This is a genomic window from Virgibacillus sp. MSJ-26 (genome assembly GCF_018918075.1).
Classification (GTDB): Bacteria; Bacillota; Bacilli; order Bacillales; family Amphibacillaceae; genus MSJ-26.
On sequence record NZ_JAHLPW010000008.1, the window covers coordinates 44,871 to 68,703 of the forward strand.

23 protein-coding genes and 1 pseudogene are annotated in these 23,833 nt (G+C 33.5%); 21 read left to right on the top strand and 3 right to left on the bottom strand.

From position 1 onward, the window contains the following. The first annotated feature begins 41 nt into the window (after positions 1-41). The 10 genes from KQI49_RS09170 (at position 42) to KQI49_RS09215 (ending at position 9,745) form a co-directional block, all read left to right on the top strand. The gene (locus KQI49_RS09170; RefSeq protein ID WP_216488194.1) at positions 42-200 is read left to right on the top strand and encodes a hypothetical protein; all 159 of its coding nucleotides are present in this window, start codon (positions 42-44) and stop codon (positions 198-200) included. Further along, the gene (locus KQI49_RS09175; RefSeq protein ID WP_216488196.1) at positions 193-1,272 is read left to right on the top strand and encodes a JAB domain-containing protein; all 1,080 of its coding nucleotides are present in this window, start codon (positions 193-195) and stop codon (positions 1,270-1,272) included. The genes KQI49_RS09170 and KQI49_RS09175 overlap by 8 nt, the downstream gene beginning before the upstream one ends. A 62-nt stretch (positions 1,273-1,334) precedes the next feature. After that, complete coding sequence (locus KQI49_RS09180; protein WP_216488198.1) at positions 1,335-2,465, top strand: DNA topoisomerase; 1,131 nt, start codon at positions 1,335-1,337, stop codon at positions 2,463-2,465. A 119-nt stretch (positions 2,466-2,584) separates the two neighbouring features. Beyond that, positions 2,585-3,652, top strand: coding sequence for a tyrosine-type recombinase/integrase (locus tag KQI49_RS09185; protein WP_216488200.1), 1,068 nt, complete (start codon positions 2,585-2,587; stop codon positions 3,650-3,652). Further along, a complete protein-coding gene (locus KQI49_RS09190) occupies positions 3,649-5,673 on the top strand; it encodes a tyrosine-type recombinase/integrase (protein ID WP_216488202.1) in 2,025 nt (674 codons plus the stop codon). The genes KQI49_RS09185 and KQI49_RS09190 overlap by 4 nt, the downstream gene beginning before the upstream one ends. Continuing rightward, on the top strand, positions 5,663-6,046 hold the full coding sequence (locus KQI49_RS09195; protein ID WP_216488204.1) for a DUF6262 family protein: 384 nt from the start codon (positions 5,663-5,665) through the stop codon (positions 6,044-6,046). Before KQI49_RS09190 ends, KQI49_RS09195 begins: the two co-directional genes overlap by 11 nt. A gap of 902 nt (positions 6,047-6,948) precedes the next feature. Further along, positions 6,949-7,263, top strand: a complete 315-nt coding sequence (locus tag KQI49_RS09200) for an ArsR/SmtB family transcription factor (protein ID WP_216488212.1) — start codon at positions 6,949-6,951, stop codon at positions 7,261-7,263. Between the two features lie 52 nt (positions 7,264-7,315). Beyond that, positions 7,316-8,188: a permease gene (locus KQI49_RS09205; protein WP_216488214.1), complete on the top strand. Its 873-nt coding sequence runs from the start codon at positions 7,316-7,318 to the stop codon at positions 8,186-8,188. Positions 8,189-8,201: 13 nt separating this feature from the next. After that, positions 8,202-8,357 (top strand): hypothetical protein, encoded by a 156-nt coding sequence (locus tag KQI49_RS09210; RefSeq protein ID WP_216488216.1) that lies wholly within the window; start codon positions 8,202-8,204, stop codon positions 8,355-8,357. Between the two features lie 134 nt (positions 8,358-8,491). Further along, positions 8,492-9,745, top strand: coding sequence for an NAD(P)-binding domain-containing protein (locus tag KQI49_RS09215; protein WP_216488218.1), 1,254 nt, complete (start codon positions 8,492-8,494; stop codon positions 9,743-9,745). A 56-nt stretch (positions 9,746-9,801) separates the two neighbouring features. Here the strand turns inward: KQI49_RS09215 and arsC are convergent, their stop codons facing one another. Genes arsC through KQI49_RS09230 form a run of 3 tightly spaced genes read right to left on the bottom strand, consistent with a single transcriptional unit; the run spans position 9,802 to position 11,886 of the window. Then, positions 9,802-10,221 carry an arsenate reductase (thioredoxin) gene (arsC, locus tag KQI49_RS09220; RefSeq protein WP_216488220.1) on the bottom strand — a complete coding sequence of 140 codons (420 nt, stop codon included), beginning with the start codon at positions 10,219-10,221 and terminating at the stop codon, positions 9,802-9,804. 13 nt (positions 10,222-10,234) lie between these two features. Beyond that, positions 10,235-11,524: an arsenic transporter gene (locus KQI49_RS09225; RefSeq protein ID WP_253286749.1), complete on the bottom strand. Its 1,290-nt coding sequence runs from the start codon at positions 11,522-11,524 to the stop codon at positions 10,235-10,237. A gap of 29 nt (positions 11,525-11,553) precedes the next feature. Beyond that, positions 11,554-11,886 carry an ArsR/SmtB family transcription factor gene (locus KQI49_RS09230; RefSeq protein ID WP_216488222.1) on the bottom strand — a complete coding sequence of 111 codons (333 nt, stop codon included), beginning with the start codon at positions 11,884-11,886 and terminating at the stop codon, positions 11,554-11,556. Between the two features lie 174 nt (positions 11,887-12,060). On the opposite strand from KQI49_RS09230, the gene arsD reads away from it, so the two are divergent. The 11 genes and pseudogenes from arsD to KQI49_RS09280 all read left to right on the top strand — a co-directional run bounded on the left by arsD (position 12,061) and on the right by KQI49_RS09280 (position 23,727). Further along, the gene (gene arsD / locus KQI49_RS09235) at positions 12,061-12,402 is read left to right on the top strand and encodes an arsenite efflux transporter metallochaperone ArsD (RefSeq protein WP_216488232.1); all 342 of its coding nucleotides are present in this window, start codon (positions 12,061-12,063) and stop codon (positions 12,400-12,402) included. 21 nt (positions 12,403-12,423) lie between these two features. Then, the gene (arsA, locus tag KQI49_RS09240; RefSeq protein WP_216488233.1) at positions 12,424-14,202 is read left to right on the top strand and encodes an arsenical pump-driving ATPase; all 1,779 of its coding nucleotides are present in this window, start codon (positions 12,424-12,426) and stop codon (positions 14,200-14,202) included. After that, positions 14,202-14,483: an iron-sulfur cluster assembly accessory protein gene (locus KQI49_RS09245; protein ID WP_216488235.1), complete on the top strand. Its 282-nt coding sequence runs from the start codon at positions 14,202-14,204 to the stop codon at positions 14,481-14,483. Before arsA ends, KQI49_RS09245 begins: the two co-directional genes overlap by 1 nt. A 341-nt stretch (positions 14,484-14,824) precedes the next feature. Further along, positions 14,825-15,439 (top strand): annotated as a pseudogene (locus tag KQI49_RS18755) (DNA topoisomerase); the annotation flags it as partial. Positions 15,440-15,580: 141 nt separating this feature from the next. Next, positions 15,581-15,835, top strand: coding sequence for a topoisomerase C-terminal repeat-containing protein (locus KQI49_RS18760; protein ID WP_256439002.1), 255 nt, complete (start codon positions 15,581-15,583; stop codon positions 15,833-15,835). Continuing rightward, positions 15,828-16,013 (top strand): hypothetical protein, encoded by a 186-nt coding sequence (locus tag KQI49_RS09255; RefSeq protein WP_216488237.1) that lies wholly within the window; start codon positions 15,828-15,830, stop codon positions 16,011-16,013. The genes KQI49_RS18760 and KQI49_RS09255 overlap by 8 nt, the downstream gene beginning before the upstream one ends. 87 nt (positions 16,014-16,100) lie before the next feature. Next, on the top strand, positions 16,101-16,355 hold the full coding sequence (locus tag KQI49_RS09260) for a hypothetical protein (protein WP_216488239.1): 255 nt from the start codon (positions 16,101-16,103) through the stop codon (positions 16,353-16,355). 223 nt (positions 16,356-16,578) lie between these two features. Further along, positions 16,579-17,049 carry an IS200/IS605 family transposase gene (gene tnpA, locus KQI49_RS09265; protein WP_216488241.1) on the top strand — a complete coding sequence of 157 codons (471 nt, stop codon included), beginning with the start codon at positions 16,579-16,581 and terminating at the stop codon, positions 17,047-17,049. 155 nt (positions 17,050-17,204) lie between these two features. After that, positions 17,205-18,806: an LPD25 domain-containing protein gene (locus KQI49_RS09270; protein ID WP_216488243.1), complete on the top strand. Its 1,602-nt coding sequence runs from the start codon at positions 17,205-17,207 to the stop codon at positions 18,804-18,806. 170 nt (positions 18,807-18,976) lie between these two features. Next, on the top strand, positions 18,977-21,031 hold the full coding sequence (locus tag KQI49_RS09275) for a site-specific DNA-methyltransferase (protein ID WP_216488246.1): 2,055 nt from the start codon (positions 18,977-18,979) through the stop codon (positions 21,029-21,031). Between the two features lie 2 nt (positions 21,032-21,033). Then, a complete protein-coding gene (locus KQI49_RS09280) occupies positions 21,034-23,727 on the top strand; it encodes a DEAD/DEAH box helicase family protein (RefSeq protein WP_371817543.1) in 2,694 nt (897 codons plus the stop codon). Positions 23,728-23,833: the final 106 nt, after the last annotated feature.

Sequence of the window (23,833 nt, forward strand, 5' to 3'; positions counted from 1 at the left end):
ATGCAATTTTAAAACAAAAAGAAAGGAAAGGGATGATTGAAATGGATATTAATCAAAAAAGTATTTTAGATTATTTTAATATGAATAGTCAACAGGAGTTAATAGATTTTATGAAAGAGCATCCCAATAATCAGGATGTTCTTCTACTGAAAGAATTGATTGCTCGTCTGGAAAATGACGGAGGTGATTCTTTTGAGTAATTTATATGAGTACTTTAATTGTTCTTCCAAAGAGGAATTATACCAAAAGGTGAAGGATGACGAGGCTTCCGTTAGAAGTCTTGTAGATTTTATTGATTATTCAAAAGGAAGTATTGAAAATAAACATAAGGGGATTGCTTCGCCTCAAGATTTTATAGATTTTGTATCTCATAATAAAATGCCGGAAAAGGATGAAATTGTATCTGTTTTTTGTTCAACTAAAAATGAACCTTTACATGTAAGTCGTTTTGATATGAACAATGCATCCAATTTCAAAAGTACTTTAAAAGAAAGTTTAAATGCTGGTGCTGTTTCTATGTTTTATGTATCAAATAAAGCAAACAGCAGGGATGTTGATATGGAAATAAAGAATTATTTTAAAACATTTGATATCCAAGTTATTGATGGTTTTCAATATGACGAGATGGATAAAACCATTACATCGAATAAAGAATCCATTGCTTATCCAATAGAAAATAACATCCCAATGAATAATGTGGCAGAAAAAGATATGGATAACATGTACCATGAAAATGATAACGTAACTACTTATGGAAATTTTGACGAATTTACTTCTTATTTTGCCAGACAAGAGATTACAGGATTGGATGTTGTAAAAGATAACTTAACAGTCAAAAAGAGTTTAAAAGCAGGTTATCAGTATGATTGGCAAGAGTCATTTGGGGTCATTACTTGTGATGAAGATGGAAGAGTGATATCTGTAAATGAACTATTTAAAGGATCACCAAACGCTAGCATCGTGGACAAAAAAGTTTTTGCTAAAGAGATATTGTCAAAGGACGATATTGCAAAGGTTGCTGTTTTTCATAATCATCCTTCAGGAAATCCCGAACCAAGTATTGAGGACATGAAAGTCACGAAAGGTTTAAAAACGCTATCTGAAAAGGTAGATATACAACTGCTAGATCATTTTGTTATTGGAAAAAAGAATGTGTATTCCTTTGCCAAAGAAATGCCTGAATATGTGAGTGACAATCGAGATTATAAACAGGCCATTCGAGCACAGGCAAAAAAGAAAAATAAACAACGTGAATTTGATTTTGAACTATAGCAATTGAGAAAAAAGATTATGCTATAGTATTTTTTGATTGAAAATAAAGGAGAAGAAAGAAAATGGGACATGTATTAATACTTGCAGAAAAACCAAGTCAAGCAAAAGCGTATGCAGACTCTTTTCAACATACTAACAAAAAAGAAGGATACATCGAAGTAACTGATCATCGTTTCTTTGATGATAGGGCATTTATTACCTGGGGATATGGCCATTTAGTAGAATTAGTTTCCCCGGAACAATATAACGCAGCATGGAAACAATGGAGGTTAGAACAGCTCCCTATGTTTCCAGAGCATTTTCAATTTCAGGTAAGTAAAGATAAGAAAAAGCAGTTTAACATTGCGAAAAAACTTTTAAATGATGCATGTGAAATTATTGTTGCAACGGATTGTGATCGAGAGGGAGAAAACATTGCACGAAGTATCATTTCTCTTGCTGGCGCAGCGGATAAATCGACTAAACGATTATGGATTAACTCATTGGAAGTGGATGAGATTCAAAAAGGTTTTCAAAAATTGAGAGAAGGAAAAAATTATCTGTCTTTATATAAAGAAGCTCAAACGAGACAGTTTAGTGATTGGTTAGTTGGTATGAACGCATCCAGATTATATACATTGCTCCTGCAAAAACGAGGGATGAAAGGAGTATTTAGTGTTGGAAGAGTTCAAACTGCAACTCTTTATTTACTATACAAACGTCAACAGGAAATAGAAGAATTTGTTTCTCGCCCTTACTTCACGTTTCAAGGAGAAGCGACAATCAATAATGAATCCTTTGATGTGAAACATAAACAACGTTTTGAGACAAAAGAAGAAGCCCAAAATATATTACAAGAAAAAGGTATTGTGTCTAGAGTAAATGATGGGCTTGTCCAAGCATTAACAAAGGAATTGAAAAAGGAGAAATCACCAAAGTTACATTCGTTGTCATCGTTGCAGAGCACAGCGAATAAGAAATGGAAATACAGCCCATCAGAAGTATTAAAAGTTGCACAGGGTTTGTACGAAAAGAAGGTTTTGTCTTATCCAAGAACAGATAGCCATTATGTTACGGACAGTGAATTTAACTATATTAAAGATAATCTTACAAACTATCAAAAGTGTTTGAATGTGAATATGGAAATGGCTTATCCAGAAGCCCGCAAACGATATGTAGACAATTCCAAGGTGATCGAATTATCTAGAGTATAATATACGTATGTAGTTAAAGTATCTCAAGAATATAGATGCTTATTTTTTTAACTTAAAACACTAAATATCTATATGAGAATTTTAAAGTCTTTAAGGTATTTAGAGATAAGGGGTGTAGTATGGCAAAAGTGATTAAATTTAAAAATGAGGACTCTGATGATATTTATCTTTTAACTTCCAATAATGGTAAACCTTTTCTTTATCCTAATAAATATCTGAAGTTCTTAAAGACTATAAATATGGCAAATAACACAATTAAGTCTTATGCTTATAGATTAAAATTATATTGGGATTTCATAGAATTATTTCAAATAGATTTTAAGAATATCTCAATGGAAAATTTATTGAAGTATATAGGATGGCTGCAAGGAAAATCTACTATTAACAAAACAATGAGGCAACCTAAGACTGTAAATTATAACGTTATGGCAATTTTTGGTTTTTACAATTACTTAGAAAGATTCCATTCAGATATACTCGAAAGCCAGTTGGACTTTTATTCTAATTCAAACAAGAAGCATTCCTATAAATCCTTTCTTGAACATACAAAGACCAGTGTTAAATATAAGTTAAATGCTATAAAACTGAAAGAAACAAAAAGACCATATAAAAAATTATCTGAAGAGCAATTAAACCAAATATTCCAATCCAAATTAAATATAAGAAATATGCTATTAGTAAGTGTCCTTTATGAATCTGGTATAAGAATTTCGGAGGCATTAAACATTAAACTTGAGGATATCGACCTCTCTGATAAAAAAGTAGTGATAACTAAATCTAAAACATCCTCAGGCGAAAACAGATTAGTTTTTCTATCCGCAGACACAATCAATTTATTGCAAGATTATATATATGAAGTACATGAAAAAAACAACTTTGATAGTGATTATTTATTTTTAAAATTAAGTGGATCCTCCAAAGGTCAAGTTTGTGATTATGAAACTATAGATGCATTTTTTAGAGATTTATCCACAAAACTAAAATTCAAAGTTACTCCTCATATGTTTCGGCATACCTTGGCTACTGAACTTCACGAAAAAGGAGTTGAAATATCAATAATTAAAGCATTATTGGGTCATAAGGACGTTCAAACAACCATGAACATGTATATCCATCCTTCAGAAAAATCTATAAGAGATGAATACAACAAGGTAATGTTACATAGAGAGAGGAGTTATATAAGATGAATCCTGAAACTGTCAGAATACAAAATATTATTGAAGATTTTTTTGATCATAATTTATGTTTTAAACCGGATGTTTGGAATAGCGATAACTTGAAGGTAGCAAAAGAATCCAGCAGACCAGTGAATAAGTACAGAAATACACTTGACTTTACTATATGTAAAAATAATTATATAAAGAATGAGATTAAATATTATTTCGGAAAAAACCTGAAAGATAGTTTATATTCTGTTATTACTATATTCGAAGGAAAAGGACATCACTTAAGACGAATGCTTAGATTTATGGATACAAGATATCCCTATATAAAAACGGTGTTGGACATTCCTAAAGAAGAATTAATGTTAAAATATACAAACTACTTAATTGATGCTGGTATAAAAGTTAAAAGAATTAACAAGAAAACAAACAGTATGCATGTGACAGCAGTAGTTTCATTAATGAGTATATTTTATGATTATATATATGACGTCTTTGATCAGACACCTGAGTATGAAAAAGATATCTGGGATGGAAAGAAATTACCTATAGAATTGAACTATACTAATACAGGTACAAAAAAAATAAAATTTACAAAAGTAAATCAAGTACACAAAGAGTTAGTGAAAAAATATCTATATACTCGAATTGTAGAATTGAAAAACTTAAGTTTTTCAATTGGAATCCGATACGTTCGCGAAATTACCTTATTTGTGAATTTCTTAAATAATAACTATCCAAAGTTACAATTAAAAGATATTGACCGTAAACATTTAGTAAGTTATTTACAATATATAAAGAACAAAAAAATATTAAACAAGAAAACTCGTGAGAAAATAACGGCTACCAATGTTTATGTAAGTAGCAATCTAACAATAGTAAGAAAATTCCTGACAGACTTGAAAATTTTCAACTGGAAAGATGCACCAATTGAGCATATCGAAGCTTTATTTCTACCAAATGATAATCCCCGTCGAACTAAAAGTCAGAGCTACGACAATCCCAAGTATATTCCAGACTATATATGGGACCAAGTCGTTGAAAATATTCATTTAATTGGTGATAGGTATATACCCATTATCTTAATTATGGAAGGTACAGGGTTTAGAGGGACTGACGTATTAGGATTAAAGATTAATTGTTTAGAAAAAGATAATAAAGGTGATTATTGGTTAGTTGGTGATCAAAGGAAAGTAAACTATAAAGATCATAAAGTTCCGATCTCGGTAGAATTAGCTAAAGTTGTTATAGCTCAACAAGAAATCTGTAAGCAAAAATCAACTTCTGAAAATAATCCAGATAACTATCTTTTTGTTTCTTACCGAGGTCCACGAAAAGGTAAACCACAAACTACGGCAACTCTTTCTACTGTTTTAAATAACTTTGCTAAAAAAGTGAATATAAGGGATGTCAATGGTGAAATCTATAGATTTAAAAATCATGCTTTTAGGCATAGGTATGGTGTAACACTAATTAACAATGGTATGAGTATCGTACACGTGCAAAGATTAATGGCTCATGCTTCACCTGAAATGACATTAGCTTATGCAAAGATACATGACCAAACCTTAAAGGATGCTTATTTTAAAGCGAAAAGTAAAGGTGGAGTCAGATTTGATATAGAAGGCGCTCTAGTCAAGTCTAATATTGATGAACAGGCTTTGGAAAATGATTTAGAACTAGAATGGGTTAGACATAATTATGATTCGATAAGAATGGATCATGGAATGTGTATTAAGAGTACAAAAATGAAATGTGATTATGCGGAAAAGGTCATAGAACCCCCATGTATTGCAAATAATTGTAGAAGTTTTCATGTAGATAGTTCTTTTGGTGATTACTACAAATCCCAAATAACTGCTTTAGAAAACGATATACAAATTTACGAGAAAAATGGACATGTCCGATCGTTAGAGTTTGCTAATAAAAAAATTGAAAGCTATAGAAAGGTTTTAAATGAAATTACTGAACATGAAAATGTAAGTGGTATACCTAAAGAAAGACGTGAATACGTGGGAGAGGAAAGAGTAAAGAGTGGCCAATAAAAAACCAAATACATCTAAAATTATTGCTTTAGCTAAGCAAAAATCTTATGATACAGAAAAAAAAGTGTTCGATACTATTAAAAATATGATTAGAGAGAAAAAAGTAATCAATTACAATACGGTGTCGAAAGAAAGTAAAATCTCCAAGTCCTTCCTATATAAAAATGATGGGATTCGAAAAAAAATAGATATGCTTAGAAACGAGCAATCCAAATTAAAAAGTGTAGTCAATCATAAACCAAATACATCGGATAAATCCAAAGATATCATAATTGAGTCTTTAAAATTTAAAATTGAACAGTTAGAAAAAGAAAACAAAGACTTAAAAGAAGCTCTAGCAAGTAAGTATAACGACTTCTATAAAAATTTGTGATTGTTGTAGTGAGCTTTTTTGTCTATTTTCATCTCAACTTTGAAGTTAAAGTATTCTCAGTTTAATTATTACCAAAAAGTCATCCGTCACCCAAAATTGAGATGCTTTCAAAATAAAAACCAGAAAAAATAACTATTTTGAGAGTAATATATCTTATTATTATTGGAGTGTTCGGGTATTTCCTTTCATTTTATGATGCAAAGATGGAACATAAAAAGCCTAATTCCTGTTTTTGTAACGTATTGAGATCCCAGCTGCCTATTACAACCATACCTATATTTTCATTATTCGCATGTTCAATAATTGTAGGACTAGGATAGCAACGTAATATTTTTACCCCATAAACTATATTTTTTCTTTTGTTTTTTATCAACAGGAGCAAGTTTTTTACGTCGAGAATATTCCAACTCTGCTTTTCCTTGTAAATGAAGAATTTCATTTTTAGCCTTTTCAAAATCAGTAACATAAATTACAGAATTTTTATATTCTGGAATTAGAGATGCAATCTTTATTGCTTCATCAATTAATCACAAAGAGTTCCCTGATTCGTCTACAGTCAATAATATTTTTAATACATTTCTTTTCTCATTGTCTTTTTCACGATATTTGCTTACGACTTTATCTAATACACTCACAGCAGAATCATCCCAAATATATGTATTTGAAAAATTAATTGTTATTTCTTTGTATTCAACGCTAAGATCAAACGACTTTAAAAAGTCCTCAATTTGGGATTGAAATAAACATTCTTGGCAAAATGATGTGCTTTAGAATTAATTCAATCCCTTGTCATGAAAATTTTCGAACATATCTAATCATACTCATTTTCATTGACACATCTTTTTTAAAAGCGTAATATAAAACCAAGACACATCAAAATAATTCGATGGGAGGAAAACAGCATGAAAACACAAATCGATATATGTGCGAATAACCTACTTAATTATCAAGAAAAATTTAAAGCTCTTTCTGATGAATATAGACTATATATTTTAAATATACTATCAAAAAATGGAGAAACATGTGTCTGTGATCTTAGCGAGCTATTAGAGTTAAGTCAATCAAGATTATCTTACCACCTTAAAATATTATTAGATGCAGATTTTATTTCAGTCGAAAAAGAAGGGAAGTGGAATTACTATTCTGCGAATCCAAAAGAAATAAAAGAGATTTTATCAGAAGATCTTTATTTTAAATTATATCCTATTGATAAATAATTTTTATTTAATACATCAATTTTTTTGATGTGAAAGAAGGGAATTATATCAAATGATTGAGTTCTTAAAAAACTTTATTCTGCTTTTTTTGGAATTAACAGCTCTATTTATCATAATTAGTTTTATTGTTAGTTTATTACAGCAAGTTGTTACAGAAGAAAAAATAAAAGGAATTTTACAAAAAGGTAATAAAGCAACAGGGTATATTTCAGGAACATTATTGGGTGCACTTACTCCTTTTTGTTCTTGTTCGACAATACCTATATTGGCTGGTTTATTAAGCTCTGGCGCCCCTTTTGGACCATCTATCTCTTTTCTAATATCTTCACCATTATTAAATCCTGTTATTGTTATTCTTTTGTGGAAACTGTTGGGCTTTAAGTTAACCGCCTTCTACGTTATTGCAATGTTTATATTCGCAGTACTGGCTGGTGTAACTTTTAATGCTTTAAAATTAGAAAAGCATCTAAGAAATGTAAGAATACGTAGTTCACAAAATGGAGTAGGACAGAAAGAATCGAAGTGGATCATTGCATTAAAAGATGCTTGGAATTTTTTCTATCCAGTATTACCTTATTTGGTTATAGGGGTACTCATCGGAGCAATCATTCATGATTTTATCCCAGCGGAATTTATTACATCCATTGCCGGAGATGAACATCCATTTGCAATTCCTATTGCCGCTATAGTAGGAATACCAATGTATATTCGGGTTGAAACGATGATTCCAATATCAGAAGCATTGGTAAGTAAAGGAATGAGTATGGGGGCTGTCATTGCACTTATCATTGGAGGTGCAGGAGCAAGTCTTCCTGAAGTTCTATTGTTAAATAAACTCTTTAAACCACGCTTACTGATGGCGTTTATTATTGCAATTCTTCTTGGTGCTACTGTTACAGGTTATATTCTTTACTTCATTTTTTAAGGAGGTGTGATCTATGAAGAAAAAATCAATATTTAAAAAAATATTCTCTTCAAATAAAGATTGTTGTTCTGTTGAATTTGAGGAGGTTGAAGAAAACAATGAAAAGGAACAAAATAAAGACAAAACGACCAAAAACGAATCTTTAAGTTGCTCGTCTAAAGCAGAATAAAAACTAATTCCATTCTATTGAAGAGCAACTCTAATATACCGTCTAATATTTTAGACGGTATATATGTTTTTACTAATCTATATGTAAATAAATTTAGTAACGTATACTTCACTTCACAACTAGGAGGGAATCATATGATCTATAATAACGATAACATTAATAATCTGCCAGTTGCTATTATAGGTGGTGGACCAGTCGGTTTATCTGCAGCATCCCATTTAGTAAGTAGAAATCAACCATTTATATTATTTGAGTCTGGTGAACAGGTAGGAACAAGCTTTTTAGATTACGGTCATGTTCGCTTGTTTTCCCCTTGGGAATATAACATAGATCCTGCCTCAAAAAAACTTTTAATCGAAAATGGATGGAACGAGCCTGTTCCTAAAAGGTTACCATATGCTAGCGATATTTTTTATGAGTATATAAAGCCACTTTCAGAGCATCCTGATTTAAAACCACACATTCATTTAAAAAGCGAAGTTATTGCTATTGGGAGAAATAATAAAGACAAAAGGAAGTCAACAAATAGAAATAAGACACCATTTATTCTTCATGTGAAATCTTCCGGAAAAAGAGAATCCTTTCTTGCAAAAGCAGTAATAGATGCATCTGGTACATGGCAACAACAAAACCCGATAGGAGCAGGTGGAATTTATGCACGAGGTGAAAAAGAATCCTCAAAACATATATTTTATGGGATTCCTGACGTTTTAAATAAACATGAAGAACGTTACATTGGGAAAAAAACGATGGTTGTAGGAAGTGGTCATTCTGCTGTAAATACATTGATAAACTTAAGTAAACTAAAAAGAAAAAATCCAAATACAACGATTGTATGGGTGTTGCGAAAAAAAGAAGTTTCTGAAACATTTAGTACTCCGAAAGATAAAATATTAGGTAGATACAAATTAGAAGAAAAAATAGAACAGCTAGTAAGTAAAGGATATATAGAGGTTCATACACCTTTTTATATAAATGAAGTTCGACAAAAAAACAACAAAGTAAACGTACTTGGAAAGTTAGGTAAAGAAGAGCAAATCATTACAAATGTAGATGAAATTATATCCACTACAGGATCTCGACCTAATTTCAAATTTTTAAGGGAAATTCGTTTTGACAGGGATCCAGCAATAGAGTGTGCACCGAAATTAGTTGATATTATTAATCCAAAAAAAGGAATTGTACCTCCGCATGGAGAAGAAAGACTTCGACAGCCAGAAGAAGGCTTTTATATAATAGGAGCTAAAAGTTTTGGAAGAGCTTCAACGTTTTTTTTAACAACTGGTTACGAACAAGCACGTTCAGTTGTATCATACTTATCAGAGGATATTACTTCATCTCATCAAACAAAAATAACATTGCCATCATTTTGGTACGAAAATATATAGATAAGCATGCAATGTTTAATAACAAAAAATCCGAGGGCATTTTATCCCTCGGATTTTTACTTATTATTTTCAGCAAACTCTTTAATACGTTCCTCAATTTTATCTCTTACCCTCTGAAAAACACCCCACTTTTCTTCTTCTGTGCCTTCTGCTTTCGCAGGGTCATCGAATCCCCAATGCCATCTTGTAACATGTGGTGGTGTCGTTGGACAACTATCTTGAGCATCCCCACATAACGTAATTACAAGGTCTGCATTGTTTAAAACATCTCGATCAATGAGATCAGATGTTTGTGTTGAAATATCCACATCCACTTCCTTCATTGCTTTTACAGCATTAGGGTTTAGTCCATGCGCTTCAATCCCTGCTGAATATACATCGTACTCATTGCTTAAGTGCTTCTTCCCAAATCCTTCTGCCATTTGACTTCTACAAGAATTGCCAGTGCATAAAAAGTAAAGTATTTTTTTCGACATAATCATTCTCCTTTTAAAATATAGTAAGTGTTAAATAAAGACCTAATAATGTAATAAGTAGGATTGGTATTGTTATAACGATTCCCGTCTTAAAATAAGTTCCCCATGAAATTTTTATTCCCTTTTGAGATAAGACATGGAGCCATACTAAAGTGGCGAGTGAACCGATTGGTGTTATTTTTGGTCCTAAATCAGATCCAACCACATTAGCATAAATAAGTGCTTCCCGCATTACACCGGATGTATCAGTTTCGGCAATAGCCAAGGCATCAATCATAACCGTTGGCATATTGTTCATAATGGATGATAAGAAAGCAGCGATAAAACCCATTGATATTGTAGCGATGAATAAGCCTTGTTCTGCTGTCGCTTGAATAACGGTAGCCAATGCATCTGTAAGTCCTGCATTTCCGAGTCCATATACCACCACATACATTCCGATTGAGAAAAATACGATAGCCCATGGTGCACCTTTAATAACTGTTTTTGTATCCACTGCTTTACTATTTCTTGCCATAAGGATAAAGAATATCGCTATAACACCTGCAACAATAGAAACAGGAAGATTAATGAACTCACTTACAAAGTAACCAACAACCAATAATCCAAGAACATACCATGATACACGAAACATTTTGTGATCCCTTATGGCATCTTTAGGTTCACTTAATTTAGATACATCATACGATCTTGGAATACTTTTTCGAAAGTAAATTAATAATACAGTGATCGTTGCACCCAGAGAAAAGAAATTTGGAATAACCATTCTAGATGCATACTCCACAAAACCGATACCGAAGAAATCGGCTGAAACGATATTAACTAAGTTACTTACAACAAATGGTAAGGATGTTGTGTCTGCAATAAATCCACTAGCCATAATAAATGGAAAGATCATTTTTTCATTGAAATTTAAATTACGGACCATTGCGAGTACAATTGGTGTAAGTATTAATGCCGCACCATCATTTGCAAATAAGGCAGCTACGATTGCACCTAAAATACTTATATAGACAAACATTTTTATTCCATTGCCTTTTGCTATTCTAGCCATATGAAGTGCAGCCCATTCAAATAATCCTATTTCATCGAGTATTAAGGAAATAAGAATGATAGCAACAAATGCGAGTGTTGCGTTCCAAACAATTTCTGTTACTGCAATTACATCACTAAATCCAACTACTCCTACTATTAAGGCGAGAATAGCTCCACCAATTGCAGACCATCCAATCGACAACCCTTTAGGTTGCCAAATAACTAAAATGAGTGTTACTAAAAAAATAAAAATAGCCCAAAAAAGCAAAATAAAGCTCCTCTCTATTTCATCATCGATTAATCACAAAGGACTCTTCTTCCTTCAACCACGAATGATTGAATATTTTCTTTCTTTGAAGGTAGCATGCTAGTCAAATGAAGAACTAATGTATATAATTCATGCTCTTTATTTAAAGAATAGAAAATCCATTTTCCTCTTCTTTCTTCCAAAATGACTTCCACCTGTCTTAATCTCCTTAAATGCTGACTGATGGATGGCTGACTCATTTGAAGAAGCTCAACCAATTCACAAACACAAAAAGAATCAATCGTCAAATAGGAAATGATTTTTAATCTTGTTTCTTCGCCAATTGCTTTTAAAATTTTCTCCGCATTCGAATAAGTTAACATGAAATTCACCACCTTTTACATAACTAAATGTTAATATCAATAAATGTGACAAATTGATTAATGCCATCAAAATTAATTGACAAAAACAATCTACAGGAATAGTATATAATCAAACACTTATATAAGCAACTGTTTATGTGAGTTTTTTAAAAAATAAAGGGAGTGCTTATTACAATGAAAAAAATTGAGATTTTTGATCCTGCGATGTGTTGTTCCACTGGTGTCTGTGGACCAAGTGTAGATCCCGAGTTAATACGTATGGCCGCTGTAACGGAAAACTTAAAAGCCAAAGGATATGATATCACGAGATATAATTTAGCAAATGAACCACATGCTTTTGCTGAATCTACTGTTATTAGTCAACTATTAAATGAAAAAGGTCCAGATGTTCTTCCAGTCACAGTTGTAGATGGGGAAATTAAAAAAGTAAAAGAGTTCTTAACAAATGAAGAATTACAGGAGTTAACAGGATTAACTAAAGAAACACTTGCTGCAAAGCCCCGAATTCAATTATAAAAAAGAAAGAGGGAATAAATAATGAATACACTTTTCCATCCGAATAAATTAGAGTTAACACCATTTTTATTTTTTACTGGTAAAGGAGGAGTAGGAAAAACTTCTACAGCCTGTGCTACTGCTGTATCTTTGGCAGAAGAAGGAAAGAAGGTATTGCTTGTTAGCACAGATCCAGCATCAAATTTACAAGATGTGTTTGATGTAGAATTAACGAATAAACCAACGCCTACTCCTAATATGCAAAATCTTTATGTTGCTAACATTGATCCAGAAATATCTGCAAAGGAATATAAAGATAATGTGGTCGGACCATATCGTGATAAGCTTCCTGAAGCTGTTATTAATCAAATGGAGGAACAACTTTCAGGTGCTTGTACGGTAGAAATATCTGCTTTTGATGAGTTTTCTTCTCTATTAACAGACGAAGGGATTAGTCAAACTTACGATCATGTTATTTTTGATACCGCACCGACTGGACATACGCTTCGACTATTGCAATTGCCAACTGCTTGGAGTGGCTTTTTAGATGAAAATACTCATGGAGCGTCTTGCTTAGGGCCTTTAGCAGGTCTAGAAGAAAAAAAAGAAATGTACAGTGCGGCTGTTCAATCGCTTTCAGATCCTAAACAGACAACGTTAATGTTAGTTACACGTCCTGAGGTTTCTCCATTATTAGAGGTAACAAAAGCCTCAAAAGAACTTGGTGAAATTGGTATTAATAATCAAACATTACTTGTTAATGGTGTAATGAAAAATTATGTCAAAGAAGACGAAACATCTACTGCGTTTTATCAACGTCAACAACAAGCTCTTACATCAATGCCAGACGAATTAAAAAACATTCCAACTTATGAAATTCAGTTGGCACCATTTAATATCGCAGGAATTGAAAATATGCGACGTCTTTTTGATGAAACGTTCTCGAATGATAATGAAAAAGAATCGTTTATCGATATAGAGACACCTCATTTACAAAAATTAATAGATGATGTCCAAGAGAGTAAACAGCGAATTATTTTTACAATGGGGAAAGGAGGCGTGGGAAAAACTACTGTGGCAGCAGCCATCGCCATAGGATTGTCTGAAAGAGGAGAGAAAGTTCATTTAACGACAACAGATCCAGCTGCCCATATCGATGAAGTGCTGAATCATCAAACTGGAAATATCACCGTTAGTCGGATTGATCCTAAAGTGGAAGTAGAAAAGTATCAACAAGAGGTTATCGAAGCATCAAAACATGAATTAGATAAAGAAGGAATCGCTTATTTAGAAGAAGATCTTCGTTCACCTTGTACAGAGGAAATTGCAGTGTTTCGTGCATTCGCTAGTATCGTAGAAAAGGCAAATGACGAAATTATTGTAATTGATACAGCACCGACAGGGCATACACTCTTATTATTAGATTCTACTCAGGCTTATCATAAAGAAATGGAAAGATCTACAGGGGAAGTACCTTTATCGGTTCAACAACTACTGCCTCGATTAAGGAACCCAAGAGAAACAACAGTTGTTATTGTGACATTGGCTGAAGCAACACCAGTACATGAAGCGAGCCGTTTGCAAGATGATTTAAATCGAGCAAATATAACCCCTAAATGGTGGGTAATTAATCAAAGCTTATATGCTACTCATACAATTGATCCCATCTTACATGGGCGGTCAGTATCAGAAATAGAGTGGATAAAGGAAGTAGAGAAACACTCAAAAAACAATTATGTGATTATCCCTTGGAAAATTAAAAACCCTGTTGGATATGAAGCGATAAAAGAATTAACAGTAGATAAAGAGGCGATTTATTAATGGTTATAACCGAAAGAGCAAAGCCATATATTGAAAAAATGATGAAGGACAATGGTGAAACAAATCTGCGTTTCACTTTTGAGGGATTAGGGTGTTGTGGTCCAAATTTTGGAGTAACTTTATCAGAAAAGCAAGAAGATGATAAAGTTGAAATCATCAACGGAATAAATGTAAGTGTCGATAAAAGAGTAGTGGATGCTACTGAGAATATTACATTGGATTTTGAGGGAACAGAAGTAGATGGAGGGCTTATCTTTAAAAATAACAATAGTTGTTCGTAATGTAATTATAACGGGTTATCCTGATATAGGTTAACCCGTTTTTTTATTGAATTTTTTCATCTGTTACAACTTTAAATGTAGATACATACTTGGAACAACTATATTGTTATAAAGTTGCTCATAATGCCCACACGTTTTTTGTTTTATAACTTCTTCTTATAACGATTGAATTTCAGTAAGCTTTTTTCGTAACTTTCTTCTTTTGATTTGCATTCTTGTATTCTTGTAGAATTATATGTTTTGATCCTCTTTATGCAATACATTAAACACATATATTCGATGAATTGGATATTATTAAATAAGAAAAATTATTAATATACTCTTGATTTGAAGAACACTATGCCCTTGTACCAACGAAACAAACGGCTAATATAGGGTCCTTGAATGAAAAGGAAAGAAACATTTACCAAGAAGTAGTGGCAACCACCTTGGCTATGTTTGCACCTGATTACGAATATGAAGAAACAAAAGTAGAGATTGATGTAAAAGGGATTAACTTTGAAGCAACTGGAAAAGTGGAGAAACAAATAGGCTGGAAATCACTATTTAAGAATCGACAGACTAAGAAAAAAGAAACGGTCTTACCATTAATGGAAAAAGGCCAAGCGTGCCAGGTAGATGTGGAAATAGCAGAAGGAAAGACAAAGCCACCTAAGTATTATACCGAGGGACAACTTATTAACGTGATGAAACACGCTGGAAAAGAAGTAAATGACGAAGCATTGCAGCATACATTAAAAGAAAGTGAAGGAATTGGAACAGAAGCAACAAGAGCAAGCATCATAGAAACATTAAAACGCCAAATGTATATTGAGGTCAGAAAGAATCAAGTGACTGTATTGGATAAAGGAAAGATACTTTGTCAGGCTGTAGAAGGAACGTTACTTGCTAGCCCAGAGATGACAGCGAAATGGGAAACCTATTTAAAGAAAATCGGAAAGAATGAAGGATCGCAAGAATTATTTTTGGATAGAATTAAGCAGATGATCCAGTCTCTTATGGAAGATGCACCAGCGAAAATTGGCCATATGCAGCAAGTGTTGCAACAAGTAGAGGAACAGTCTAATTTTGGTAAATGCCCATCTTGTAAAAATGGCATGATCCAAGATAAGGCGAAGTTTTATGGGTGTACGAATTATCAGGGCGGATGTACATTTACCTTACCAAAGAAAGTCCTTGGTAAAACAATTAGTCAATCTAACATAAAGAAGTTATTGAACGGGGAAAGGACAAATCTCATTAAGGGATTTAAAAGTAAGAAAGGGAAAAAGTTTGATGCCTTTTTGCGGTATGATGCAGAAGGTCAAAAAGTAAAATTTGAATTTCAGAAGAAGGTGACGACCAATGCATGATTTGGGCTATATAAAAGAAATAAAAACTGATAGTGTTATTTTCATTGTTGATGCTGGAGAGGTAGAAATTGAAGTTGATCTGATGACAAAAGATGCAATCGAGGCGATTTTTCAGGAAGATGACGAAGCGTTGATTCCGTTGGATGTGGAACGTGAAAAGGTGATTCTAGATAGTTAGAAACCAATTGTTGTAATAAAATGGAAGTACAAACTGAGTTCCCTAGTAGGAGCTCTTTTTTTATTTTGTAGAAAGGATGGATGAAATATGAGGATGAATGAAAAAGAAACAAATAAAGCGGAAATCACTTATGTAAAAGATACGAATTGTTTAATGATGACAAAAAATAATGAGCTTGTGAGAGTAAAATTTTATAATCATATAACCGAGGTACCACAAACGAAAGAAGAGCAGCATTTTATAAAAGTTTTAGGAAAAGACGCGGAAACAATGATGAAAGAGGATCATTTCAATAAGGCGACATTGGACTTGCAAGCATTTGGAGAAAAAAACAAGTACTAAGTAACGATAAAGAAAAGTCTTCACTAGATAAAAATAATAGTAACGAATTAGAAATGTAGGCTTCCCAATGATGGGAGGCCTTTTATTTATGGTATTTGAAAACCCCTGGCTATGCCGGGGGTTCCAAAGAGCTTCCAGCGTGGGGTAAAAAAAGCCTCTCTTCATGGTAAGATAAGGTTGGTTTCCCGACCACCAGATCTCGTCATAGAAGGAGGCATGTCCAATGAAGGACAAGAATAGTTTAGCACATACACAGTGGAGATGTAAGTATCATCTCGTTTTTGCCCCAAAATACAGAAGGCAAATTATATATGGAAAATACAAACGAAGTATAGGAGAAATAATAAGAGAACTATGCGAAAGAAAAAATGTTGAAATACATGAAGCAAATGCATGCAAGGACCATATTCATATGTTAGTCAGTATCCCACCAAAGTTGAGCGTGTCTCAATTTATGGGATACCTAAAAGGAAAAAGTAGTTTAATGATTTTTGACCGGCACGCTAATTTAAAGTATCGATATGGTAATCGCAAATTTTGGTGTCGAGGTTACTTTGTAGATACAGTGGGAAGAAATAAAAATCAAATTCAAGAATATATAAGAAATCAGCTTAGAGAAGACTATATGAGTGATCAGTTAACGTTATTTGAAGAATATGACCCTTTTACTGGGAGGAAAAATAAAAAGAAATAAGAGATTCTTTTAGAATCAGCGAGTGAGTGTGGTGCAAGAGGGAGGACCATTCGGTGGGCCTTTAAGGCCAAGGCCGGTAAAAGAGGCTTTTAGCCGCAGAGCAAACCACCAGTTCACACTGGTGGTTTTGATTTTATTTTGAGGAGGATAGTTTCATGAAGAAAAAAACATTTGAACAAAAACGTGAAGAAATTAAAAAGTTAACAGAAACAATGAATGAATCTATCGCATCATATTTTGAAACACCTGAACAAATGGCAGAACATCTGGAATTTATGATGCAGTTTTATCACTATTCATTACGTAATACAGCACTTATTCAAAATCAGTTTAGTGGTGCACAAGCTGTTGGAAGTTATAAGTTTTGGAAAGAGAAAGGCTTTCAAGTGCAAAAGGGTGAGAAAGCAATCCGAATTTTAGTTCCAAATAAGACAAAGCCTAAATTTAAGGGAGACGATGGGAAGTGGAAAGGTATCAAATATGCCACCACTCAAGAAAAAGAGCGTATAAAGGCAGGAGAATTGGAGAAGAAGGATGGAAAAATGTATTTTGGTAAAGGAAGTGTGTTTGATATTTCTCAAACAAATGCTAAAGCGAGTGACTTACCTGAAATTTTCCCGAACAAATGGATGGAAGGGAATGTAGCAAACTATCAAGCTATGCTAAAAGCTATGAAAGAAGTTGGAGACAATTTTGATGTAACAATTGGTGAGCCAATAGAGGAATTAGGATCCGCAAAAGGTGCTTTTTACTATGGTATGGGAAATCGACAGAATCATATTGGATTGAACCCTCGTAATGGCGAGTTACAAAACGTGAAAACATTGCTGCACGAATTGGCACATGCGAAATTACACAGCTCGGCAGAAAATCGTATGAATCTTTCATCAGAAGAAAAGGAATTCCAAGCAGAAATGACAGCCTATGCCGTAGCCTCTTATTTTGATATTGATACAAGTGATTATTCTCTAGGTTATCTAGCGAATTGGACACAAGGAAAAGAGCTGCAAGATAAAGCAAAGTTGTTAGAGGAAGTTCGTGCTACATCGATCGAGTTTATCGAAATAATGGAACCTGAGTTGATGAAGGAGCAAGCAAAAAGTTTGGGAAACGGAAAAAATTTATTCTTGCAAGCTATTCAAGATAGAAAAGATACATCAGAACTCATAGAAGTTAATCAAGAAGCAATGGATTATATCATTGATCATATGGAAGAAGAACATACAAAAGGCTTGTATTATCGTGAGGATGGCGATGTAGTTATTGGAGTAGACAATTCAACGAACGAAGCTTGGACGGAAGAATTTGATCACGTTGTAAAGTGTAAGGCATGGTTAAAAGGCTATGACTTGGATATTGAGAAACCACAAATGTTTATAGAAAAGTCGGAGGCCCCAGAGCTACAAAATAATACGATGATGGAATTTGCAGAAGGTAATGAACTGCTAGGGAAATTAGAAGAGAAATATCAGGGAAAAAGTCAGGTTTACGAAACGAAATACAGTGCCATGTTTCCGGAAATAAGAGATTCGGACTTGGAAGTAGTCGATGCAGGAAAATTAAAAGTAGGTGAAGATAAATACTTAAATGCTTATCATCAATTGAAAGATGTTGGAAATCTAACTAAAAAACAGCAAGCAGTTCTTGATGATAATGTCTATAACTCATATTTGTTAAAAGAAGATGTGAAATTGGAAGAGCGTAAGAAAACAGATAAAAATAAGGATATTCAAGAAGTGGGCATGGAAATGATGTAAAAGTATATTATTTTGCTATAATTGGAGTGAATAGAATAAAAAAGCTCTGATATAAACGTAGACCAATGATGAGGGATTTTTGATCTTTCAATTAAATCAAAAACATATTAAATATAATGAGATAATTTAATAAATTATGTGGTGTTTATTAGATAATGGAGGGAATACACTTGAATACAAAGATAAATGAAGCAATTAAACACGTATTACAACAGTTTGGAGACAAGTATTTCATTGGAGATATTGTCAACAAAAATAAGGTCATTCAAGACTTAGATGGTTATGATGCACCATTGCTTGAAGCATTCGTTACAAATGAAACTATTAAAAACAACTTTACAATTGACATTGCAGGAAACATCGTCATGCAGACAAATAAGTTGATTGAACTATTTGAAGCAGACGAGTACTGGCAGGATTCATATACAAAGTACTCCAAGAAGATTGGATTAACGGCAGGTGGAAAATTCATCGATGAATCAACAGATGTCGTACTAGACTTCCCTTACAAAGACACCGTGTTAAAGGCAAGCATGAGTAAAGAAGACACGGACAAAGATGATTTACGTCCAGATGAACCTTTTTTAAATGAAGTCATTGCTAAGGAAGAAATAGATACCTTGTTAGATAAGAAGATTTTAGTCAATGCGGAAAAGTATGATGAAAATGGCGTACATAAGATTAATAGCTTTAGTGAAGATGATAACTTAATCATGAAGGGAAATAACTTACTAGCTTTACATACATTGAAAGAGAAATATGCTGGAAAAGTTAAAATGATTTACATAGATCCACCTTATAATACAGGTAATGATAGCTTTAACTATAATGACAAATTTAACCGTTCCACTTGGTTAACATTTATGAAAAATAGGTTAGAAGTTGCAGAAGATCTTTTAAGCAAAGATGGTGCCATTTTTGTTCAATGTGATGATATGGAACAATCTTATTTGAAAATTTTAATGGATAACGTCTTTGGAGGAAACAACTTTAAAAACATGATAACAATTGAGGCTAAAATTGCAGGGGTCAGTGGAAGTCATCAAGGAAGATCTCTCCAAAATAACTGCGAATATATTCTTATGTACTCTAAAGATGAAGAAGAATTTTACCTGAAGTCCACACCCCAGAAGGAACAAGAACTAATGCAGTATATAGATAGACTCAAAGGTGAAGGGATAAGTTGGAAGTATGTACAAGTTTTAACTCATCTGGGGGAGCGAAAATATCTAGGAGAAATAAAAGATGGTTCAGGAAATTCAATAAAGATGTATGAGCATCGAGAGTCAACTACTATGAATATAAATGAATTAGCGAAAAAGAAATACAATGGTGACTTAAGAAAAGCCTATTATGATAATATTGGTAAAATTTTTGATACAACAAACGCTCAATCATCAATTCGAAAAAGAGTCATGGAAGCAATGGAAACGGACGCAGATATTACGAGTATTGAGTATGTGCCGACAACCGGAAGAAACAAGGGTAAAGTAACGTCTCTATACTACAAAGGACCTAAAAGAAGGCTATTTACCTGGTTAAGTGATATAACGTATAGAAATTCAGATGGTGACATTGTTCGAAAAGAAAATGCTGGCAATCTATGGGATGATTTACAGTATAATAATATTAATAAAGAGGGAGAAGTCTCTTTTACAAATGGCAAGAAACCAGAGATGTTAATTAAACGAATCATTGAACTTTGCACAGAAGAAAATGACTTAATTTTAGATTTTTTCATGGGCTCTGCAACCACACAAGCAGTAGCTCACAAAATGAATCGGTGTTACATCGGAATTGAACAGATGGATTACATAAATACAGTGTCAGTACCACGTCTACAAAAAGTAATTGAGGGTGAACAGGGTGGAATTTCGAAAGACGTTGAATGGCAAGGTGGCGGAAGTTTTGTCTATCTAGAATTAATGGAAAAAAATAGAGGTTTCTTAATATCCATTCAACATGCAAAAACACAAACTGAATTACATGAAGTATTGGAATTCATGTTAAAAGAAGCCGAGATTGACTTCCGTGTCGATTTAGAAGCAGTGAAAGACACATTACACGAACTTTCACTTGATGATCAAAAGAGAACTCTCCTTAAAATCATCGACAAGAACCAACTCTACTATAACTATTCTGAAATCGATGATGAAAATGTTCGTGACTTAATCAATGACAGTGATTACTCCTTTAACAAAAACTTTTACGAAGGTGGTGAATAATTGTGGCTAAAAAGAAAAAACAATTGCCCTTACCGCTTTATGAAGAACTAAGACGGCTAAATGAAAGTTTATTTAATGAACAACTTGATTGGGTGACACCTACATACATTTCAAAAAACATGGTTCACACGTTTAGATATTATCAAGATGCCGCTTTGCGTTTCTTTCATTATTCACAAACAGACGCTTCATTTCGTTTTAGGAACGTGAATCACGTGCTATTTAATATGGCAACGGGTAGTGGAAAGACAGATCTGATGGCAGGACTTATATTGTATCTCTACCAAGAACATGGCTATCAAAACTTTTTATTCCTAGTCAATACAAATGGTGTATTAAGTAAGACAATCGACAACTTAACCAACCAAGGCTCTGAGAAGTACCTATATACTCCAAATATTGAAATTGGCGGGGAACGAATTGAAATTAGACAAGTGGAGACGTTTCCAAAGACTCAAAGTAAAAACACCATTTACTTAAAACTAGCAACTGTACAACGTGTTGCCGCAGACATTTACACACAAAAGGAAAACTCCATGGGAGAAAAAGATTACGCTAGGGATAAAACGGCCATCTTAGGAGACGAAGCCCATCACTATTCTGCTGCCACCAAGTCAGAGAAAGAAACAGAACAGTCATGGGAGAAAGCAATTTCTACGATCTTGAATGCAAATGAAGACAACCGTTTACTAGAGTTCACGGCTACAATTGATTTAGAGAACAAAAATGTGTATGAAAAGTACAAAGACAAAGTATTGTATCGCTATGCTTTGGATCGCTTCATTGAGAACAAGTACTCTAAAAATGTAAAACGAATTCAATCAAGTAACACAGATGTCGACAATATGCTGAATGTCATTCTATTAAGTGAATACCGTAGAAGGTACGCTCTAGAAGTACATGACGTGTACATAAAACCAGTCATCATGTTCAAGTCACAACGAGTGGATGCATCGAACGATGCACATGAACAATTCAATGACCTAGTAGACACATTAACCACTGAATCATTACAAGCCTTTTTAGAAAGACAATCACAAATTACGTCTGAAGACGATAGTGAAACATTATCTCTTGCACATGACTATTATCGTAATCACGATGATCTTGGAGCTGTTGTGAGAGATATTAAACGTGAAATGAGTCCTAATCGTATCATTAACGCAAATGATACGAGTCAATCAGGTATTTTAGAAAAAGGACACTACGAAGCTTTAAACAGTTTGGAAAGCCCATCGAACTTATACCGTGTGATTTTTGCAGTGGCTAGACTTACAGAAGGGTGGGACGTGTTAAACCTCTTTGACATTGTACGTTTAAGTGATGACCCTAAAGTAAAAGGAACAAAAGCAACTACAATGTCAGAGGCACAGTTAATTGGACGAGGCGCAAGGTACTACCCTTTCCTCCTTGAGGACGAGCGATCTTTCACACGCCGATTTGAGGATGACGGGAAAGATAGTCTAATCATGGAGACGATTCACTACCACACAATTAACGAACCACAGTACTTGAAGAACTTAGTGAATGCACTAGATGAAATGAATTTGCCTACTGGTGAAGACAAAAAAAATCCACCACGCGACGTAAAAGTGAAACCATCCTTCAAACGAACAGATGTGTGGAAGCACGGGAAAATCTACTACAATGAAACAGTTGAAGTAGAGAAGGACTATTATGATTCTCTAGAAAAATATGGCGTGAACACGACAGAAGATGTAAAAATACCATATATCTCTACCTTAAAAGAATTGTCCTACAAAGATACGGAAGTGCATGAAGATCTTTCGAATACGTATGACGTAGCATTAACATTTGATCGACGCTACTTAGTAAAAATTATGAATCGATTGTCATTTTATCATTTTTCTAACTTGAAAAAATATATTCCATTGCTAAAGTCGAGGAAAGAATTTTTAGGTGAACAATGGTTAAATGTCTTTAATCGAACGATTTACGTAACGATTCCATTGACAATGGATAGTAGTGTACTTACTCCAGTAGAGAAATTAAACATACTAGAACGATATTTCATAGACGTGTCTAAACAAATTAAAGCTGGGTTCAGTAAGGAGCGTGGAACTGGTAAGTTCATTGGTTACCCTATCAAGGAGTACATTGCGAATTACCGCAAACGTGTACCGAAGTATGACACGGGTAAGTATATGCAGAATGAACCGCAGGATGTACAACGTTACGAGTTAAAGGAAGATTACTTTGTGTATGACTCAGCAATCATTAACAACACAGAAAAACAGTTAATTGATCGTATTGCGGAACGAGTGGAAGAACTAGAGGAAGTGTACAGTGATGTCTATTTAATTCGCATGGATGAAAACATGCACCGAGAGTCAGCAAAGAACAACAAACTAAAACTACATCAATTTGGAACGAATCACGATGAAGTGAATCTAGCTGGTTTCCAACCAGACTTCATTTTGTACTTGCAGGATACAGACTATTTCATTCAGATTTTCATTGAACCTAAAGGTAGAAATATTGAAGAGGAGCAATGGAAAGAAGACTTACTTATGTACATTAACAATCATGAAGCAGAAATAATGTTTGAAGATGAAACGGATGATGTGAGGATTAAAGGTGTGAAGTTTTATACGATGAATGATGGAAGAGGTGCGATTAGGCAGATTGGTGAAATTGCGCTTGGTAGAGCGTTTAAAGGATTGAGCATAAAATAAAAAAAGTTATTGATTAATTTTCTATACCAATCAAGATAGTTACATTGATTTGATATGTGACTATCTTGATATTTTATAATATGGTATGAATTTAAATTTTATATTA

Coding starts and splice junctions, on each gene's coding strand:
- KQI49_RS09185 (WP_216488200.1), top strand. CDS start 2,585: ATGGCAAAAGTGATTAAATTTAAAAATGAGGACTCTGATGATATTTAT.
- KQI49_RS09230 (WP_216488222.1), bottom strand. CDS start 11,886: ATGTTAACTTATTCGAATGCGGAGAAAATTTTAAAAGCAATTGGCGAA.
- arsA (WP_216488233.1), top strand. CDS start 12,424: ATGAATACACTTTTCCATCCGAATAAATTAGAGTTAACACCATTTTTA.
- KQI49_RS09270 (WP_216488243.1), top strand. CDS start 17,205: ATGAAGAAAAAAACATTTGAACAAAAACGTGAAGAAATTAAAAAGTTA.
- KQI49_RS09210 (WP_216488216.1), top strand. CDS start 8,202: ATGAAGAAAAAATCAATATTTAAAAAAATATTCTCTTCAAATAAAGAT.
- KQI49_RS09245 (WP_216488235.1), top strand. CDS start 14,202: ATGGTTATAACCGAAAGAGCAAAGCCATATATTGAAAAAATGATGAAG.
- arsD (WP_216488232.1), top strand. CDS start 12,061: ATGAAAAAAATTGAGATTTTTGATCCTGCGATGTGTTGTTCCACTGGT.
- KQI49_RS09170 (WP_216488194.1), top strand. CDS start 42: ATGGATATTAATCAAAAAAGTATTTTAGATTATTTTAATATGAATAGT.
- KQI49_RS09200 (WP_216488212.1), top strand. CDS start 6,949: ATGAAAACACAAATCGATATATGTGCGAATAACCTACTTAATTATCAA.
- KQI49_RS09180 (WP_216488198.1), top strand. CDS start 1,335: ATGGGACATGTATTAATACTTGCAGAAAAACCAAGTCAAGCAAAAGCG.
- KQI49_RS09255 (WP_216488237.1), top strand. CDS start 15,828: ATGCATGATTTGGGCTATATAAAAGAAATAAAAACTGATAGTGTTATT.
- arsC (WP_216488220.1), bottom strand. CDS start 10,221: ATGTCGAAAAAAATACTTTACTTTTTATGCACTGGCAATTCTTGTAGA.
- KQI49_RS18760 (WP_256439002.1), top strand. CDS start 15,581: ATGATCCAAGATAAGGCGAAGTTTTATGGGTGTACGAATTATCAGGGC.
- tnpA (WP_216488241.1), top strand. CDS start 16,579: ATGAAGGACAAGAATAGTTTAGCACATACACAGTGGAGATGTAAGTAT.
- KQI49_RS09260 (WP_216488239.1), top strand. CDS start 16,101: ATGAGGATGAATGAAAAAGAAACAAATAAAGCGGAAATCACTTATGTA.
- KQI49_RS09215 (WP_216488218.1), top strand. CDS start 8,492: ATGATCTATAATAACGATAACATTAATAATCTGCCAGTTGCTATTATA.
- KQI49_RS09205 (WP_216488214.1), top strand. CDS start 7,316: ATGATTGAGTTCTTAAAAAACTTTATTCTGCTTTTTTTGGAATTAACA.
- KQI49_RS09190 (WP_216488202.1), top strand. CDS start 3,649: ATGAATCCTGAAACTGTCAGAATACAAAATATTATTGAAGATTTTTTT.